This window comes from Nocardiopsis sp. iso_238, from assembly GCF_056173325.1.
On sequence record NZ_CM149668.1, the window covers coordinates 3491477 to 3508826 of the forward strand.

12 protein-coding genes are annotated in these 17350 nt (G+C 73.4%); 5 read left to right on the forward strand and 7 right to left on the reverse strand.

Annotated features, from left to right (window positions below):
- Positions 1 to 20 precede the first annotated feature (20 nt).
- Positions 21 to 1328, reverse strand: a complete 1308-nt coding sequence (locus AC0VYL_RS15655) for an HEXXH motif domain-containing protein (RefSeq protein WP_475480587.1) — start codon at positions 1326 to 1328, stop codon at positions 21 to 23.
- A complete protein-coding gene (locus tag AC0VYL_RS15660) occupies positions 1329 to 2498 on the reverse strand; it encodes an FxsB family cyclophane-forming radical SAM/SPASM peptide maturase (RefSeq protein ID WP_475453736.1) in 1170 nt (389 codons plus the stop codon).
- Positions 2499 to 3055: 557 nt separating this feature from the next.
- Here AC0VYL_RS15660 and AC0VYL_RS15665 point away from each other — a divergent pair.
- The gene (locus AC0VYL_RS15665) at positions 3056 to 4354 is read left to right on the forward strand and encodes a hypothetical protein (protein WP_475480588.1); all 1299 of its coding nucleotides are present in this window, start codon (positions 3056 to 3058) and stop codon (positions 4352 to 4354) included.
- Positions 4355 to 4363: 9 nt separating this feature from the next.
- Here the strand turns inward: AC0VYL_RS15665 and AC0VYL_RS15670 are convergent, their stop codons facing one another.
- Entirely contained in the window at positions 4364 to 4849 is a 486-nt protein-coding gene (locus AC0VYL_RS15670) for a GNAT family N-acetyltransferase (RefSeq protein WP_475480589.1), read from the reverse strand.
- A 178-nt stretch (positions 4850 to 5027) separates the two neighbouring features.
- Between AC0VYL_RS15670 and AC0VYL_RS15675 the strand changes: the two genes are divergently transcribed.
- Positions 5028 to 6602: a hypothetical protein gene (locus tag AC0VYL_RS15675; RefSeq protein WP_475480590.1), complete on the forward strand. Its 1575-nt coding sequence runs from the start codon at positions 5028 to 5030 to the stop codon at positions 6600 to 6602.
- Positions 6603 to 6673: 71 nt separating this feature from the next.
- Here the strand turns inward: AC0VYL_RS15675 and AC0VYL_RS15680 are convergent, their stop codons facing one another.
- Complete coding sequence (locus AC0VYL_RS15680; protein WP_475480591.1) at positions 6674 to 7837, reverse strand: hypothetical protein; 1164 nt, start codon at positions 7835 to 7837, stop codon at positions 6674 to 6676.
- Positions 7838 to 8032: 195 nt separating this feature from the next.
- On the opposite strand from AC0VYL_RS15680, the gene AC0VYL_RS15685 reads away from it, so the two are divergent.
- Together AC0VYL_RS15685 and AC0VYL_RS15690 are read left to right on the forward strand one after the other, a co-directional pair.
- A complete protein-coding gene (locus AC0VYL_RS15685) occupies positions 8033 to 8770 on the forward strand; it encodes an SDR family NAD(P)-dependent oxidoreductase (RefSeq protein ID WP_475453748.1) in 738 nt (245 codons plus the stop codon).
- 227 nt (positions 8771 to 8997) lie between these two features.
- Entirely contained in the window at positions 8998 to 10392 is a 1395-nt protein-coding gene (locus AC0VYL_RS15690; RefSeq protein WP_475480592.1) for a hypothetical protein, read from the forward strand.
- A gap of 7 nt (positions 10393 to 10399) precedes the next feature.
- Here AC0VYL_RS15690 and AC0VYL_RS15695 read toward each other — a convergent pair whose 3' ends face one another.
- A complete protein-coding gene (locus tag AC0VYL_RS15695) occupies positions 10400 to 11884 on the reverse strand; it encodes a sodium/glutamate symporter (protein WP_475453754.1) in 1485 nt (494 codons plus the stop codon).
- Between the two features lie 405 nt (positions 11885 to 12289).
- Complete coding sequence (locus AC0VYL_RS15700) at positions 12290 to 14095, reverse strand: hypothetical protein (RefSeq protein WP_475480593.1); 1806 nt, start codon at positions 14093 to 14095, stop codon at positions 12290 to 12292.
- Between the two features lie 261 nt (positions 14096 to 14356).
- Here AC0VYL_RS15700 and AC0VYL_RS15705 point away from each other — a divergent pair, with 261 nt between their 5' ends.
- Positions 14357 to 15691, forward strand: coding sequence for a hypothetical protein (locus AC0VYL_RS15705; RefSeq protein WP_475453759.1), 1335 nt, complete (start codon positions 14357 to 14359; stop codon positions 15689 to 15691).
- Between the two features lie 15 nt (positions 15692 to 15706).
- Here AC0VYL_RS15705 and AC0VYL_RS15710 read toward each other — a convergent pair whose 3' ends face one another.
- Entirely contained in the window at positions 15707 to 17326 is a 1620-nt protein-coding gene (locus AC0VYL_RS15710; protein WP_475480594.1) for a hypothetical protein, read from the reverse strand.
- Positions 17327 to 17350 lie beyond the last annotated feature (24 nt).

Consider the following 17350-nt stretch of genomic DNA (forward strand, 5'->3'; position numbering starts at 1 on the left):
TGCCCGGGCCGCCGCCCGGCTCAACCGTGGCGTGCGTACCAGCGCTCCCGGTGGGTGCGGGCGGCGGCCTCGGCGGCCTCCTCCGCCGGGGCGGGGACCGGTTCGGCCAGCCACGCCCGCAGGGTGCGGTCGGTGGCGGCCAGGAACCGCTTGCCCTCCGCGGTGAGCCTGCCCGAGTCGGCCAGGGCGCCGGCGGCGTCCGCCGTGGAGCGCCGCCAGTGCGCGAAGTCCGCGTGGGCCCGGGCGGCCTCCCGCCCGGTGACGGTGTGCCGGTGCCTGCGCCAGAACCCGGCCACTCCCAGGTGGGCGTACACCCCCTGGAACAGCCCCGAGGCGGGACGGGGGTCGGGACGCCAGGGCGCGTAGTAGCGGCTGCCGTCCTCGGGCAGGGTGAGGTCCACCAGGTCGAGCAGGGCGGTGAGCTTGGCGTGCTGCACCTCGTGGGCGAAGGTGAGGGCCAGCAGGGTCGGTCCGGGCGGGGTGGACAGCCCGAGGTTGCCGTAGGCGTGCCGGGCGGTGGCGCTGGTGTGGGCACGCCCGCCCGGTGAGGTGATGGGGGTCAGGGTGAGCACGGTGTCGGCGGTCTCGGCGGCCACCGTCCAGTGGTCGTCGACCAGCAGCCGCCAGGCCCCCTCCAGGGTGCGGCGCCAGTGGGCGAGTTCGGCGGCGCCGATCCGGTGGGCGACGAGGTCGGCTCCGGGCAGGCGGTCGGGGTCCAGGTCGTCCAGGAGCAGCGTGAGGCGTCGGCCCCGGTGCTCGGCGGACAGTCGGCGCAGGGCGTGCCAGCCGGGCGCGTCCTCGTGGGGGTCCTCGGGGACGACCACCTCCGGCCCGTGTCCGGTGCGCAGCGAGGCCCGGCCTCCGGTGGTCTCGAACAGGGCCCGTCCGCCGCCGGTGTCGACGACGGCCCGGCCCAGTGACGGCAGCGGGGCGGTGGGGCCGTCCAGGGGCACCTCCAGGCGGCCGTCGATCCGGCCGCGCAGGGCGGCGACGGCCGCGACCGACGCCAGTCCGGTCACCCGGGGCCGTTCGGGCCGGTGTCCGGCCAGGGCCAGCACCGTCCGCCGCGCCCACACCCCCACGGTGGGGTGGCGCAGGACCGTCGCGACCCGCTCGGGCGCGTGCTCCTGGGCGCGCGCCAGCAGGTCGTAGGCGTCCCGGGCGCGGTCGGCGTCGGGGTGCCGCGCCGCCCGCGCCGCGTCCACGACGCGGCGCAACAGCAGGAGGTGCTTGCCGAACTGGGCGGCGCGCAGGTGGGCCGTGGCCCCGTCTCCTCCGCCGCCGCGGGCCAGCGCCTCGAACACCGGTTCCGGAACCGGATCTGACATTCAGAGCCCTTTCCTGATGCGGGCCACGTCCGCGGCCACGGTCTGGTGGATGTGGGTGATCAGGTGGAACAGGTCCGCGCAGTACACGGACGGGTTGAGGAAGCCGCTGCCCTCGCGGTAGCGGTGCGGGTAGAGGCCGCCGCCGCAGACCCGGGACAGCGGGCAGTCGGCGCACGTGGCGCTGAGCGCGCGGGCCCCGATCTGGCGGGCGGCCACGGCGGGCAGGTAGAGGGCGTCGTCGAAGCTGTGGGTGAAGGTGTGCAGGGGTGTGCTCGCGGCGCCCTCGAAGGCGGACTTGAGGCTGTCGACCTGTTCGACGCTGCCGTCGGTCTCCACCACCACGAGTGCGGCGGGGGAGAGTCCGACGCTCTCCGTGCGCGAGGGGCTGCCCAGGACGAGTCGGATGATCTCGTTGAACATGCGGATGTTGGTCTCGCGCTCGGACGAGTGGTACCAGCGGTCGAACACGGACACGAGCCAGGCGCCGTAGCGCGGTTCGGTGGGCGACCAGCCGGGCGGCGGCTCGTCCCAGTTGCCGTGCGGCAGGAGGAAGTCGACGCTCGGCGGGTCGTACTCCAGCAGGTGCTCGAAGGTCGCGACCGGGTCCGACTCCAGGTCGATGGTGGTGAGCAGCCCCGCCAGCAGGCGGCCGTCGCGGTCGTTGAGCCGTTCGATGCCCGCGCGCACCTCGGCGTGGGTGCCCCGCCCGTTGGCGCGGGTGCGGTGGCGGTCGTGGTCGGCCTCGGCTCCGTCGATGCTCACCCCCACCCGGATGCCGAGTTCCTCGAACAGGTCGAGGAAGTGGGAGTCGATCAGCACGCCGTTGGTCTGCATGCGCAGCGCCACGTGGACGTCGGGCTCGCAGGCCTTGCGCAGGGACTGGACGGTGTGCCTCAGGTGGTCGAGGCCGACCAGGAGCGGTTCGCCGCCGTGGAGGACGACGTCCACCCGTTCGCGTCCGTGGGCGCGGGCGTGCTCCGCGATGCGTTCGGCGACCCGGTCCACGGTGGGCCGGGCCATGCGGCGGGGTTGTGACCGCCAGCTCTGGTCGGCCATCTCGTACATGTAGCAGTAGTCGCAGGCCAGATTGCAGCGGCTGTGGATCTTGAGGATGAACTCGCGAAAGGGCGTGGGCCGCCACCCCTGACCGAGGAGCTCGTCGACATCCATGCCATCGGGCCATTCAGGGCGTCTTTCCGGGTCGGTACTCCGTGCCACGCGGGCGACCTCCTGGGATGACGGAAAGTGCGTAACCCAGTTGGATTATCGCATTTGTCGTTCTGTGTACTCCCCGTGGGTATCCACAAACCTCGCGTGCGGACAGTCCACCCCCACCCCGCGGTACGGGCGCCCTGGCCCGGACCTCGCTCGCCCGGGGCAGACTCCCTCCCGCCGCCTCCGGCGATTCTTCCCGACCCACGGCCCCCAAACACCGCAGGCACTGAGAAAGTGACCGATTCCGGCCATCGAAACGGTGATTGGCCATTAGCGGAGAGAGCACGGTGAAACCCGCCGATACGAGCACCCGTTATGATTCCGCCGCTTTTAGCCGCCGTTTCTCCCCCCGCTTCACCACTCCCCCAGCAACCCCAGGGAAAAACGCCTCCATTTGGCACTCGGACACGGCGGCGAACGGGCTCGTTTTCGACGTTTTCCCATGCGGGAGCACCTGCCGGGGGTTACCCTGATGCAGTTCGGCCATCCGCATAACGTTCGGTGACCACCTCATGACTGAGAGACTCCTGACCGCCGTCTCCGCCTGCCTCGACTGGGCCAGCGCAGCCGATCCCCCGCCCTCGCTGGAGGAGAAGGACCTGGTCCTCCTCCTCAGCGTCCACCGCGACGCAGGGGCGCACGAGCCCGGCGACTGGACCGTCGACGACGTCCACGACGTCGCCACCCTCCTGTGCGACCGGAGCACCCTGCCGGACAGCCTCCGGGACAGCTGGCTGGCCTGGTGCGACCACCTGGTCTCCTCCGGAGGGCTGACGTCGGCGGAGAGTCCGCGCCGCCTGCGCGCCGCGATCGAGCGGATCGGGCTGACCCCGGGCCCCACCCGGATCTCCGGGCACGACCCCGTGGACGACGCCGCCACCCCGCTGCTGGCCCGGCTGGGTTGTGTGGAGGGCGCCGAACCGGCACCGCTGCTGCCCTACGTGCCGGGGTCCCGGGCCGGGCTGGACGCACGGGCCTCCGCCTGTCCGACCCTGCACCGGGCGGCCCTGCTGGCCGCCTGGGTGGCGCCGAGGAGACTGCTGCGCCCCGGCACGGACCACGACGACCTCTGCGCGCAGGAGACCGCCCGGGCCGCCCGTGACCTGGACAGCACTCCGGCCGAGGTGCGGTTCCTGTTCTCGGTGGCGCGCTCGGCGGCGCTGGTGCGCACGACCTACCTGCACGTCCTGCCCGGCCCGGCGGCGACCGCCTGGGCCGAGGAGCGGCCCGGCGCGGCCGCCGACGCGTGGGCGGACGCCCTGACCACCATGGCCGCGCTCCCCGGTCCCGCCCCGTTCCTGCTGCTGGCCGAACTCTTCCTGTCCGGGAGGGCGCGCGCCCCCGCCGAGCTGGTCGACTCCTGCGGTCCCGGTGCCCTGCCCGGCTCTGAGGAGCCCGAACAGTACGTCCGGCGGGCGCTCGGGGTCCTGGCCGACCTCGGCGCCGTGGAGAGGGTCGGTCCGGAGCGCTACCGGACCTCCGGGCTGGGCGACCACTGCGCGGCCCGGCACCTGGGGGAGTCCGGCGTACGGGTGCCGGTCGTACCGCCCGTGGGCGGACTGGACGCGACGGGGCTCCTGGAGCTGTTGGCGGGGGTCCGGCCGGTGGACGTGGAGGTCCTGCTGGACCGCTGGCTCGCGGACCGGCCGCCGAAGGAGGCCGCTCGTGACCTGGTGGACGCCGGTCTGCCCGCGGTCGACGACGACCCCGAGTCCTTCGTCCTCGCCGTGTCCGCCGACCCCTCGGCCGAGACCGTGCTGGCCCACCTCGGGGCCTGCCCTCTGGGGGACGCCGCCGCCCTGGCGCGGTAGGGAGCGGCGTCAGTCCTTGACCACCAGGTCGTAGGCGAGGAGGTCGACTCCCGGGACGGGGGTCCAGTCGCGTTCGGGCAGGCGGACGAAGCCGTGGGACGCGTACAGGCGCTGTGCCCCGGTCATCACCGTCCGGGTGCAGAGCACCAGACGGGACACCCCCTCCGCGCGCGCCCGGTCCACGAGCGCGCGTACGAGGGCGGCGCCCACCCCGATCCGCCGCGCGGAGGGGTCCACCGCGAGGGCGCGGACCTCGGCCTCGTCGGAACCCCGGGCGATCTCACAGCGCGGCCCCCAGGGGACGAACACGACCGTGCCCACCACGCGGCCCTCCGCCTCGGCCACCAGGACCTCGTCCCCGTCCTCCCATCCCAGGTCCCGCAGGGTGCGGGCGTACACGGGACTCGCGGCCAGGAGGCCCTCGTGGTCGTAGGCCAGGACACGGAGGGCGCCGACGGCCTCCCGTTCGGAGGGCAGCGCGGTTCGGATCAGCATGCGCGCATTCAACCAGCACGACGAGACCGTTCCCACGGGTTTCCCGACGTTCGTCCGCGGTTGTCCACAGGCCCTCAGCGAAGAACCCCGGATTCTCCGATGATGGACACGTGGCCGCGTCACCTTCGGTGGTGCGGGGGCGCGGCCACCCCGCCCCCGGGAGAGAAGCGAGGACGCCATGACCGTTTTCCCCTCCGTCGACGACGCCGTCCGTTCCTGCCTCGACTGGGCCCGCGGGTCCCGTCGTGTCGACCCGTGTTTCCTCACCCGGCTCCTCACCGTCCACGGCCATGTCCGATCCGACCCGGGGGACTGGGACCGCGACGACGTCACCCGGGTCATGCTCACCCTGTCCGCCGGCGGAGCCCTGCCCGAGGACTTCCGCGCCACCTGGCTCACCTGGTGTGACCATCTCGTGGAGCGGAACCTGCTGGGCCCGGAGGAGAGCCCCCGCGCCCTGCGCGCGGCGGTCGAGGACGTCCAGCCCCTCCCCCGGGACCAGGCCCCCTGGTCGGTGACCGAGGACGGCGCACCGTGGTGGGGGCGTCTCTGGGAGCCCGAGGACCTCCCCCGGGTGCACCTCGCCCCGGCCGCGCTCTCGGCCCCCGCCGCCCGGGCCTGCCCCGACCTGGAACGGGCGCTGCGCCTGGCCGCGTGGGCGGACGAGGGCCTGCCCCTCAGCACCGCCACCGAGGAGGAGGCGCTCACCGACCACACCGTGGCCGAGGCCTCGGCGCACCTGGGGCTGGCCCGGTCGGACGTGGCCCGGCTGTTCGAGGTCGCCCTGCGCGCCGGGTTCCTGCGGACCACCTACACCGAGGTCCGCCCCGGCGGGGGCACGCGGGACTGGGACGACGACACCCGGGTCGTCCTCGCCTGGGTCCGGGCCCTGCCCGCGATGCTGGCGGAGCACGGCGGGCTCGGTTCCCGGACACTCGGGGAGCTGTTCACCTCCGGAGGGGTGTGGACCGTCTCCGACCTGGTGGAGGCGCTCGCCCCGTGGCCCGCCCCGGGGCACTCCGTCCCGGGGCCGAGGGACGCGGCACCGTCCGGGGCGCGGCCGCCGACCCCCGAGGAAAGGGTCGCCGCGGCGGTGGGCGCCCTGGTCCGTGTCGGCGCGGTCGAGGCGCCGGGCGACGGCGGGCTGCGGATCAGCCCCCTGGGGGACCAGGCCATGGTCCATCGGTGGCGCCGCTGGGGGATCACCCTGCCCGGCTACCCGCCGACCACGTCCATGGACGCCCGGGAGCTGCTGCTCCAGCTCTGGGAGGGCCGACCGGTGGACGCCGAGGTCCTGGGGCGCGCCTGGCTGGCCGAGCGCGGGCCACGGAGCGGCGCCCGCGCACTCCTGGAGGTCTGCGCCGAGCTCGGTTCCTGGCGCCAGCGACTGGACGTCTTCCGGCTCTTCGACGGGATGGAGGAGGAACTGCGCGGGGTGTTCGAGGGCTACCGCGAACACCCCGTGCTGGGAGGGTGGGTCGCGCACGCCCGCAACGAGCCCGGCCGGGTGCGGTTGGAGCAGCTGGTGGTGGTCCTGCTGGACACCTACGCACTGCGTGTGGAGCTGGGCGCGCCGCTGCCCGCCGACGCCCCGGTCTGGCGCGACCCGGAGACGGTCACACGGCTGATGTGGCGCTCGGGCCATCCGGCGACCGACTGCGTGCTGACCGCCATCGCCCTCGGGGCCCTGGGCCCGGACGCCGCGAGGGCCGCCCGCCGCGCCCGGTTCAGCACGGTCGGAGCGGGCCCCTGACCAGCGACCGAAGCGTTCGGGGAGCGTCTGGTCCTGCTGACGGCCCCCGGGGCACTCGCCCGGCGCGAAGGTCAGGGGTGGTGAGGTGCGGAGTGGTCGGTGTCGTCGCTGAGGGCGGCCAGGCGCAGGGCCAGGGCCTGGGCTCGGACCAGATGGGAGAGGGACTCCTCCTGGTGCGGATGGGCCGCCCCGGCCTCGACGGTGCTGTCAGCGATCGCGTCGAGCTCGGCCGCGCTGCGGCGGTCCTGCTCCTCCAGTTCGGCGGCGTGGACCCTGCTGGCGTAGTCCTCCAGGGTGCGGACCCGTCGTTCCACGTCGGTGACGTCCGTCTGGAGCGCGGCACGCGCCCGACGGGCCGCCTCCCCGCTGCGTTGACCGGTCACGGGCGTGGTATCGATCCGTTGGCGGGTGCGGGACTGCCGGAGCAGGCTCTGGGCGACGCCCCACTCCACGTCGGTGAGCACGACACGGTTGCGCGCCTCGTCCAACAACAGACCACGCTGGTGCGGCGCCGAGTCGAGGACGGCGTCCACCGCCCGCTGGGCCCGGCCGAGCATCCAGCGGGCCGGGGCGTCCAACATGTCGCCGGTGACGAAGCGCCCCTGGAGCTCCTCGACCGCGTCAGGCGCCCTCTCCGCCTCCTCCCGGGCCCGGGAGGCGCGCCCGCGCAGGTGGGCGTGGACGGCGCCCGCCCCCGCGAGACCGGCGGCCACCGACAGGGGGCCGAACACCTCCGGGGCGAAGAGCAGTGTCAGGGACAGTACGCCCATCAGCGCGACCAGCAGGATCACCAGGGCTCCGGTGGACTCGACGCCGGAGCGCGGATCCGGATCGCGTGCCGCGACGCCGTGGTCGGCTCCCTCCCCACCGCTCTCCCGAGCCAGGGCCGCCACCAGACGGTCGCGATCGTCCCGGCTGAGCTCCGGGTGGACACTGACACCCCGGGGGTCGACGTGGTGCCCGGGTACGTCCGGGACCAGGGCCGAGCGCAGGTGCGTTCCGGCCAGGGTGAGGCACCATCCCGAGGTTCCCTCGTCGTACCCGGCCAGCCCGCCCGAGACCAGCGCGGACACCGTCGTGCCCGGCAGTCCGGGCTCCAGGGCGAACACGTCCGGACGGCCGTCCACGGGCCGGGCCCGTGCCACCGCGGTCGTCACCGCGGACGGGACCCCACTCCCCCGGCCCTCGTCGAGCCGTACACGCGGGGCGTCCCCGTCACCCAGTCCGGTCGTCACGTTCCACCGCTCCTCCACCTCGGTACGCCACCCTTCCTCACCGGGTACGGACTCCGCCCGCACCCGTCGACGCTGAGAAGCGGTCGGTGGGCGTCTGGTTCTGCGGGACGGGTCCCCGAGGCGGGGCGGGTGGGGGGGTCCTGGGTGCCGGAACGGTAGCCTCGGGACGCCGTACCGCCGTCGAAGGGTCACCTCATGAGTCGCAACGTGCTGGTCACCGGTGCCGCCAGGGGGATCGGGAGGGCGGTGGCGACCGCCTTCGCTGAGGGCGGTGACAGGGTCGCCGTGCACTACGGGTCGCGACGCGAGGAGGCCGAGGCCACCCTGGCGGGGCTGCCCGGGGAGGGGCACGTGCTGGTCGGGGCCGACCTGCGCGACACCGAGGCCGCGGCGGCACTGGTCGAGGAGGCGGTCGAGCTCCTGGGCGGTGTGGACGTGCTGGTCAACAACGCCGCCGTCAACCTCCCGCACCCGGTCGCGGACACCTCCTTCGAGGAGTGGCGGCGGGTCTGGCGCACCACCGTGGACGTCAACGTGTTCGGGGCCGCCGACCTCTCCTTCCTGGTCGCGCGGCACATGATCGACCGGGGCCACGGCGGGCACATCGTCAACGTCGGTTCACGCGGTGCCTTCAAGGGCGAGCCGGACCACCCCGCGTACGGCGCCAGCAAGGCCGCGCTGCACGCGCTCGGCCAGTCGCTCGCGGTCGCCCTGGCACCGCACGGCATCACGGTGGCCTCGGTGGCCCCCGGGTTCGTGGAGACCGAACGGGTCTCCTCGCGGCTCACGGACGGGGTCCGGGCGCAGAGCCCGTTCGGCCGGGTGGCCGCGCCGGAGGAGATCGCCTCGGCCGTGCGCTACCTGGCCTCACCCGAGGCGGTCTGGTCCTCGGGGACGGTCCTGGACGTCAACGGCGCCTCCCACCTGCGTTGAACCACGAATCCACGCTGTGGTTTCCGGAATTCCAGTGCGTGCAATCTCGGACAGGTCGTTAACGGAACCCGAGACCGGGTTTTTCTGCCAGCCTTCCCGGTTTGTCCCCCACCCGGGAACCCCTTTCGGCTGCGCTCTGCCCACGATGTCCTCGAAACCACTCCACAGCCCCCGCTCCCGCTGTAAAAGTGAGAGAAACTCAGAGCAAGGAGAAGTCGGGGGCACAGATGTCATCCCACCATCCGGAGGCGCCGTCACGGCGCCGGTTCGCGGCCCGTCCGGTGTCCCTCATCCCCACCGAGGCGCTCGCCCACAGAGCCCTGTCCAGCCCCCTGTTGCGCTCCGCCGTCGACCTCGCCCGCTGGTGCGGGCCGGTCACCCCCGTGGACGTGGACGGCATGCCGGACCCGGACGACGTGCGTGCGGCGGTCGAGAGGTTCGGGCTGTGGCCGCGCGCCCTGGGCCGGGACCCGGAGCGGCGCGCGGCCTGGGCCGAGGGGATCACCTCGGCGACCCAGGCCGAGGAGTTCCTGGAGGCCTGGCGCACCGCCCAGCACCTGGGCATGATCGAGTGTGAGACCGGCCAGGCCCGCCCCACCCCGGAACTGGAGCGCTGGCTCGCCTCCCCCGGCAGGGTGCTGCGGTGGTGGACCCTGGCCTTCCACTCGTGCGTCGAACAGGCCCTGCGCGGCATCGCCGGGCTCGAACCCCACACCACGCTGGCGCGCCTGTACGAGTCCCCCAACGGCGCGCGCGTGCCCCTGCGCCTGGTCACCCAGGAGCTCCTGCCCGCCCGTGAGGCCCACTACCTTCCGGCCCGCTGCCCCGCCTGGAACACGGTCCGGCTGACCCGGGCGCTGTGGCGGCTCAGCGACACCGGAGCGATCTCCCTGGGATGGCACGTCCCCCGCTCCGAAGGCGCCGGAGCGCACGCACCCCGCGCGGCGCCGTCCTGGGTGCAGCTCACCGACCTCGGCCGGTTCGGGATCCGACAGATCCTCCTGGCCGAGGAGCAGTCCGCTCCCCTGACCGAGGAGTTCATCCGACTCGACGCGGACGAGTTCCTGGACGCCCTGGCCGACTTCTCCCCCGACGGCCAGCTCGTCGCCCTCACCGCGTGGCTGGATGCCCGCACCCCCGAACAGGCGCTACGGGAGATCGTCGCCGTCTCCTCCGGGCCCGGGCTGGCCCTGCGCCGGTGGAACGCCACCATGGCGCTGGGCACCATCAGCTCTCGGGTGGAGCCCCAGCTGTACGCCCTACTCCGCAGCGACGACCCGACCCTGGCCGGTCTGGCCTCGGTGGTCCTGCTCGCCTCACGCATGCTCTCCGAGCCGGAGCGGGCGAGGCTGACCGCCCAGTTCGGCCACTGGACCGCCATCGACATGTTCGCGGCGGCCACCTGTCTGGGCGAGACCGGACTGAAGTCGTTCCTGGTCTCCGAGGCGGCCGAGGGCATCGACCGCTTCCTGCTCAACGACGTCGCCCGGCTCTGGCGGCCCGAGCACCCGGACACGCGTTCGGTCCTGCGGCTGCTGGGGCAGCACCACCCGGACCCGTCGATCGCGGCCAGGGCGCGGGCCGCCTCGGCCCACGCGCCGCCCCGGACCGAGGGACCCTGATCCGGTCCTACGGGACCGGGACCCGCTCCTGGCCCTGTTCCGCCCGCTGCTCCTCCTTGCGGCGCCTGCGCCGCAGCACGACCAGGCCGAAGAAGAGCGAGGCGACCATCGTCGCGGCCATGATGGCCAGGAATCCCCAGGGTCCCACCAGCGGACTGACGATCAGCGGGATCGCGGCCGCGGTGACCAGACCGCCGCCGAAGAACGGCTCGAACACCAGCTGCTTGTAACCGAACGCCGGGTAGGCGGGCGTCCTCGCCTCGGGGTCGACCACGCGCATGAGCACCATGCCGGTGGCGGTGACGCCCAGGGACTGGCCGAACTCACCGATGCCGCGCTCGAACCAGTAGTTCGGCATGATCCTCGGCGCGAGGAACAGGAAGGCGAACAGGCACCAGAGGACACCCGCGACGGACAGGATCGCGAACGCGGCGATGTTGTCGGCGATGGCCTGGAGCGACAGGGTGGCCATGGCGGCGATGACCAGCACGTCCAGCGACAGGCCCTGGATGCGCTCCACGGACTGCTCGTCCACGATGTCGTTGCGGTCGAACCGGTCGATGAACAGCTGCACGATGATGCCGCCGATCATCGCCAGCGGGAACAGCGGCACGTAGGCCATGATCTCGATGCTGTCGGCCCACACGGCCTGCTCGACCCACTGGAGGGCGGACAGGATGAGCTGGCCGATGATCACCGCGAGGGCCACCAGGCCGAAGTGCAGGGTCAGCGGGTCCATGGACGAGGGGTGGACCGTCATCATCGAACCGGGGGTGCGCTTCTCGCGCTCGACCAGGCCGGCCTGCTCGCGGTCGGTCCCCTTGCTGTCGGAGCTGATCACGCTGGTCTTGCCGCGGCGGGCACCCCAGTTGATCAGGATGATGCCGATGATGACGCCGGAGAGCAGTCCCACGGTGGCCATGCCCAGCGCCAGGTCCTGGCCCTCGGCCCAGCCGACCTGCTGGAAGGTGTCGCCCAGGCCCGCCGCGGTGCCGTGCCCGCCGAGGAAGCCGATCTCGATCAGCGCGCCCGAGATCACCGGGACGCCGAAGAACGGAGCCAGGACCAGCAGGGCGAGCAGCAGACCGATGACGTACTGACCGCTGGCCACGGTGATGCCGAAGGACAGGTTCGGTCCGGCCAGGTCGATCGCCTCACGCATCTTCGGCATGCGTTTGCCCAGGAAGAGACTGGCGAAGACCACCGAGATGAGCAGACCCGGCAGCGAGGACCACACGGACATGATGTCGACGCCGAAGAGACCGCCCTCGGCCGCGCGCTCCGCGAACCCGACGGCGATGCCCTGGTCGGCCAGCAGCCCCATGGCCCGGCCGAAGAGGTCGGGGCCGAGCAGCAGCGCGATACCGCCGCCGATGATCGAGCTCGGCAGGTACAGCTTCTGGGTCAGCTTCCACCGGACGCGGACGAGCTTGGAGAGCAGAAGCAGCACCCCCAGAAGGAGCAGTGCCAGACCTACGGTGTTAGGGGACATATCTACCTCTCAGTACGGTCCCGTGGGGCGTGCGGGGGCACAACAGACGTGCCTCAGAGCGCACGGAACCCGTAAGAGGGCACACGGACGCACGGGGGCTGTGGCTGGGTGGTGGATCGCGAACGAAAGTGACCCGAATTACGCGAACGCAGAGGGAATCCTACACACGGTCACGAAGGCTCCGAGACAGCCCTCAACCAGCTGGACCAGCACTGTTACCCGGCAGTAATCTTCGACCTGGAACGCTCCATTCCCTACAGGAAACGGGGGGAACTCGGAAAACACCGTGGTTGGCCCGTTCACGCACCGTCAACCTCCCGTCCACCCCACGCCGGGGCCGCCGCGCCCTACCCGATGCGCACGGACTCCACACACGGTCACCACCCGTGATCTCGGTGAGGATGATCATGCTCCCTCCGTGCCCGCGTCCCTTCCGTACCACCCCGCCCCGAAGAGCTCCCGGGCCGCCTCGCGCAACTCCCGGTGCCGCCTCTCCTCCGGTCCGACCAGACCACACCCTCCCGTATCCGCAGGTCCGAACCCTGACGGACCTCCCCCCAGCCCCTGGCGGACCGCCGCCACCGTCCCCGGACCCCCGTGCGGCCAGGCCTCCCACCGGCCCCGGCAGTGCCGGGACAGCGCCCGGCCCACCTCGGTGGTCGCACCGCCGAAGACCGCCCCCAGCACCTCCGCCTCACGCAGCGCACGCAGCACCCGGCCCGCCGTGTCGGGTACGGCCTCCACCGACGGCTGGTGCCAGGTGACCGCCGAGACCAGCCACCGCGCCCCCGTACGGGGTTCCCGCCCCTCGGCCCGTTCGGCCAGCAGCCGCTCGCCCACCACCCCGGTGCTGGTCCCCCAGGGGAGGTCGTTGAGCGCGCAGGCCAGGGCCCAGCGCGTCCGGGCCCGACCGGACCGCACCCGGGAGAGGGCCGCGCCCTCCGGCGTCGGCCACCACAGCGCGGCGTCCTCCGTTCCCGCCCAGGCCTCCGCCAGCGCGGCGAGTCGGGTCTCCGTGTCGAGGCCCCGCCAGGCCCCCGCCTGATCGGACGGCACGACCCGGCCCAGGTGAACGGTGAGGAGTCCCAGGACCGCACCGGACTCCAACCAGAGCCTGGCCAGGTCCTCGTCGCCTCCGGCGATCCGGGTGAGGCGCCGTCTCTCCTGCTTCATGAGCAGGCCGTCCCCGCGCAGCCTGGGCGGGCGATCGGTGACCGCGTCCAGGAGCCGCGCGTCCGCGCCCGCCAGGGTCGCGAGGGCGCGTCGTGCGCCCTCGGCCACGTCGGTGGCGCCACCGGGCGTCACCTGGTCCACCGGAACCCCCACCACCGGCTGCGGCGCGGGCTCGAACGGCCAGGGGTGGGCGCCCCGGACCGCCACCGCCACCTCCTTCGGCATCACGAGCCCGTCACCGGGGTGGTCCGGGGGCAGCAGCAGACCGTGCTCGAACATCCAGTCCAGGTCGGGGTCGCCGGTCCCCTCCGCCGGGACGTGGAGCGGCTCTCCCCCGGGCCTGGTGAGGAAGGCCCGCGCCTCCGTCCCGAGGAAGGCGTGGCCGAGCAGAAGGTGGGCGACGTCGTGCCGCGCGGCGCGGCAGAGCTCCAGCACGCGTTCCGGTGCGCCCAGGACCGCCTCGATCCCGCCGGTCAGGGTGCCCCGGCCCTCGGTGGGGTCCAGGCCCAGGGTCAGGGCGATCCGGCGGACCCCGGCCAGGTCGAGCTCGCCCAGTCCGGCCCGGACCGGGGGCGGCACACGCGGCAGGCCGAACTGCTCGAAGGCGTCGTCGGGGAGGTGGTAGCCGCCCCGGCCGTCCGGCCACAGCAGCGCCAGGCCCACGAGGTCGGTGACGGTCTCCTCCGCGCGGACCCGTGCCAGGCCGGGGCGGTCGGCGTCCACCCTCGCCAGCAGCGTCTCGTGGTCCACCGGGCCCGGCACACTCTCCCGGGCCGACCCCCCGCCTCCCGGGGAGGCGCCCAGGCGTTCGCGGTCCTCCACCGCGCCGACCGCCGCGTAGAGCACCTGGTGGTGGGCGAGTGTCAGCCGCTCGAAGGCCCGCGGGCGGTAGGCCAGGATCGGTAGCAGGTGGAGGAGGGTCTGCGGAGTGGCCCGGGCGTACCGCACCACCCCCTCCGCCAGGGTGGCGAGGAGGTCCGCGACCCGTTCGTCGGTCATCGATCGGACATGCGACTCCAGCGCCGCGCGACGGTCCATCCCCCCAGCCTAGACATCCCGTGTCCTCGACACCGGACCCGAACGCCGTTCTGTGGACGACCGGCTCCCGGGTTCGTACCGATCTGCGCGAAACCGCCCCGCCGCCCCTCGCCGGGGCGGTACAAGAGGGGTTCACGAAGACCTGCGGAACACTCCCCCCGGACCAAGGTTCGCAGACGAACACCCGAAGAGAAACCGGGAGCGGACATGCCCTCTCATGACCCGTCGAACCCGGAGCACCCACCCCTCGCCGCAAGGCCCGTGTCACTGCTCCCCTACGACGCACTCGCCCGATTGGCGCTGGACTCCCCACTGCTGTGCGACGCCCTCAGCCTGGCCCGGTGGAGCGCCCCGGGCACCCCGGTGACACGGCACGGAGTGCCCGGCATCGACGACGCCCGGACCGCCATCACCCGGTTCGCGCTCTGGCCGCCCGACCTCCCCAGCCTCGTCACCGAACGCGCCACCTGGCTGGGCGGCCTCCACTCGGTGGCCGAGGTCGCCCACTTCGTCGTCCCCTGGTCCGCCGCCCTGCGCCTCGGTCTGGTGGAGATCGACGACGCGCGGGCCCGCCCCGCCCCGGGGCTCGAACACCGGGTCCGCGACCCCGAACAGGTCCTGGGCTGGTGGTTCCAGGAGTTCGAGCACACCATCGAGCACGCCCGGGGCGACCTCGCGCCCACGGACCCGCCCGTCCCCGGCACCACCGGCCCCGACCTGCTCCCCGGAGTGCTGCGCCACCTCTACGAGGCCCCGGACGGCGCTCGCCCGGACCTGGACACGCTGGCACGCGAGGCGCTGCTGTCCCCGGCGCCGCCCCCGTCCAGAGCCACCGACCTGTTGTTGCACGTCCTGTGGCAGCTCTCCGACACCGGGGCGGTCGCCCTGGACCACCGCCCCACCCACGCCTCGGGGCCGGACGGCCACGGTCACTGCACCGTCGAACTGACCGCGCTGGGGCGTTACGGGGTCCGTCGGCTCCTGCTGGAGGTGGGCATCCACGCCCCGCTGGTGGACACCCTCGCGGAGGCCGGCGCGGCGCGCTTCCTCGACGCGCTCTCCGTGCTGCCGGTCGAGGAGCGGCTGGCCGAGGCGGGGCCGTGGGTGGACCGGCGCGGCCCCGCCGAGGCGCTGCGGCAGATCAGCGAGGTCGTCTCCGGCCCCGGTGTGGCCCTGCGCCGCTGGGTGGGCACCCAGGTCCTCAACACCACCAGTTCCGACCTGGAGCCCGAGCTGCGTTCCCTGCTGTACTCACCGCGCCCCGCCGTGGCGAGCATGGCGGCGGTGGTACTGCTCTCCTCGGGGATGCTCACCCAGCGCGGTATCGACCGGCTCCTGGGTGAGCACGGGCCGTGGGTGGTGATCGACGTGATCGCGGCGGCGATGACCCCCGACAACGCGGACCTCCCGGAGTTCCTTTCCGCACGGGGCGCCCCGGACGTGGAGCGGACCGTGCTGGAGGACCCCGATCCGGTCCGGCTGCGGGCCCACCCGGACACCCTCCCCGTCCTGGACGCGCTGGCCCGTCACCACCCCGACCCGGACACCGCCGCCCGGGCGGGCGACCTGGCCCGGCGCCTGCGCGACCAGCGCTGACCGCCGGGCCCCACCTCAGCCCTGACGCACCAGAGAGTCGATGAGCGGCGCGAACTCCTCGTCGGAGGTGTGCAGGGTCACCGACCTGCTCTCGTGGTCGAGGTCCATCCCGACCGGACGCAGGTCGAGCGGATCTCCCTGTGCGCGGCCCCGTGACCCCGGGTGCCACCAGTACAGCTGCGGGCTGATCGGCTTCTCCGCGTCGTCGACGAACCGCTGGGCGAGCTGCCCCAGGTGGTCCATCCCCGCGATCGGGTGCCCTTGGCCGAGCGGGTGGGCGAGGATCACCTCGGGTACGGGGAACGCCACCAGGAGGCCGTGCGGCGCCTCACCCACGAACCGGTCCAACGCGTGCGCCTGGGCCGCCACGTAGGGGTGCCGGGCGCCGAGGTGCACGATCCGCGCCCCGCTCAGCTCGTGTTCGCTCACCTCCACGGGCTCCTCCAGAGCACTGGCGACCGCCTCGGTGAAGACCTCTCCCTCGTGGCGCCCGGACTCCTCGTGGGTCACGCGCGACAGCGGCTGGAGTGACTCCGGACTGTCGATGACCACCGTCTGCCACAGACCCGGCGCGATCTCCCGCGCCACCAACTGCTCCAGCACCCCCTCGGGAAAGGCGGTGGCGTGGTAGAGCCGAACCCGCAGTCGGCCCGAGGACGGGGAGCTGACCGCCTCGTTGTTCCGTGCGGCCTGGGCGAACTGTTCGACAGCGGCGCGGGCGAACGCGGAGGCGTGCTGGTCGATCTGCTCGGGGGTGGAGCCCTCCACTCCGGAGCGGAACGATCCGATGTCGGTGCTGATGCTCGGCCCGTCGGGGAGCTGGACGACCAGGGTGTTCAGTCCCTGGAAGGAGGACTGCGCCCCGACCTCCCGGAAGGCGTCCCGGAGCGCGGCCACCACCACGCCGCCCTCGGCGGTCAGAGCACCCAGGAAGCCCTGATCGCGGGCGCTGTCCACCAGGTGCTCCACGACCCTGGCGGCGATCCGCGGCCGGGCCTCGGCGGAGCTGACCGCCGCACGTTCGAAGGTCTCGCGCAGGTCGCTGTCCTGGAGCGGGCCGATCCCGGGCACGTCCAGGCTCGTGCTGGTGGGCGGCGCGTACCGCCCTGTCAGCCCCGCCTCCGCGTAGGCGGCGACGAGGTCGGTGCCGAAGTCCGCGTACAGCCGGTCGAGCTCCTCCGGTCGGGTCCGCTCCAGCTGCGCGGCCCACCACCGCGGGAGCGTCTCCTCACCGCGCGGGTAGCGGCGCAGTTCCTGGAGGTAGGCCACGGGCGCGACGTCGGCGGGGATGTCGAGTTCGGTGTCGTGGTTGTACTCGGCCCGGAACCTCCCCGGGGCCTCCAGCGAGACGGTCATGGAGAGCCAGGTGCCCTTCCCCTCCTGGTGGAGGAGGTCCTTCAGGGCCAGGGCTCCCTCCCTTGCCTCGGTGGGAGCGGGGAGTTCCAGGACCGTGCCGTCGGCGGAGGTCGCGGTCACGTCCTCGTGGGGGTATCCCCCCACCTGCCAGAACTCGTACGTGGCGGTCCGCCAGTCCTCCGGCATGATCGCGGCCAGGCTTCGGGCGACGGACTCGAGTGTGCGGGCCTGGCGCTCCGGGTCGGGGGCGCCGGTGGCTTCGGGGGTGTGGGACGACATGTCGGGCTCCGCTCGGTCGGGAGG

Excerpts from the sequence above, each read along its gene's own strand:
- AC0VYL_RS15655 (WP_475480587.1), bottom strand. The coding sequence starts at position 1,328 with ATGTCAGATCCGGTTCCGGAACCGGTGTTCGAGGCGCTGGCCCGCGGC.
- AC0VYL_RS15670 (WP_475480589.1), bottom strand. The coding sequence starts at position 4,849 with ATGCTGATCCGAACCGCGCTGCCCTCCGAACGGGAGGCCGTCGGCGCC.
- AC0VYL_RS15710 (WP_475480594.1), bottom strand. The coding sequence starts at position 17,326 with ATGTCGTCCCACACCCCCGAAGCCACCGGCGCCCCCGACCCGGAGCGC.
- AC0VYL_RS15665 (WP_475480588.1), top strand. The coding sequence starts at position 3,056 with ATGACTGAGAGACTCCTGACCGCCGTCTCCGCCTGCCTCGACTGGGCC.
- AC0VYL_RS15660 (WP_475453736.1), bottom strand. The coding sequence starts at position 2,498 with ATGGATGTCGACGAGCTCCTCGGTCAGGGGTGGCGGCCCACGCCCTTT.
- AC0VYL_RS15695 (WP_475453754.1), bottom strand. The coding sequence starts at position 11,884 with ATGTCCCCTAACACCGTAGGTCTGGCACTGCTCCTTCTGGGGGTGCTG.
- AC0VYL_RS15685 (WP_475453748.1), top strand. The coding sequence starts at position 8,033 with ATGAGTCGCAACGTGCTGGTCACCGGTGCCGCCAGGGGGATCGGGAGG.
- AC0VYL_RS15700 (WP_475480593.1), bottom strand. The coding sequence starts at position 14,095 with ATGGACCGTCGCGCGGCGCTGGAGTCGCATGTCCGATCGATGACCGAC.
- AC0VYL_RS15690 (WP_475480592.1), top strand. The coding sequence starts at position 8,998 with ATGTCATCCCACCATCCGGAGGCGCCGTCACGGCGCCGGTTCGCGGCC.
- AC0VYL_RS15675 (WP_475480590.1), top strand. The coding sequence starts at position 5,028 with ATGACCGTTTTCCCCTCCGTCGACGACGCCGTCCGTTCCTGCCTCGAC.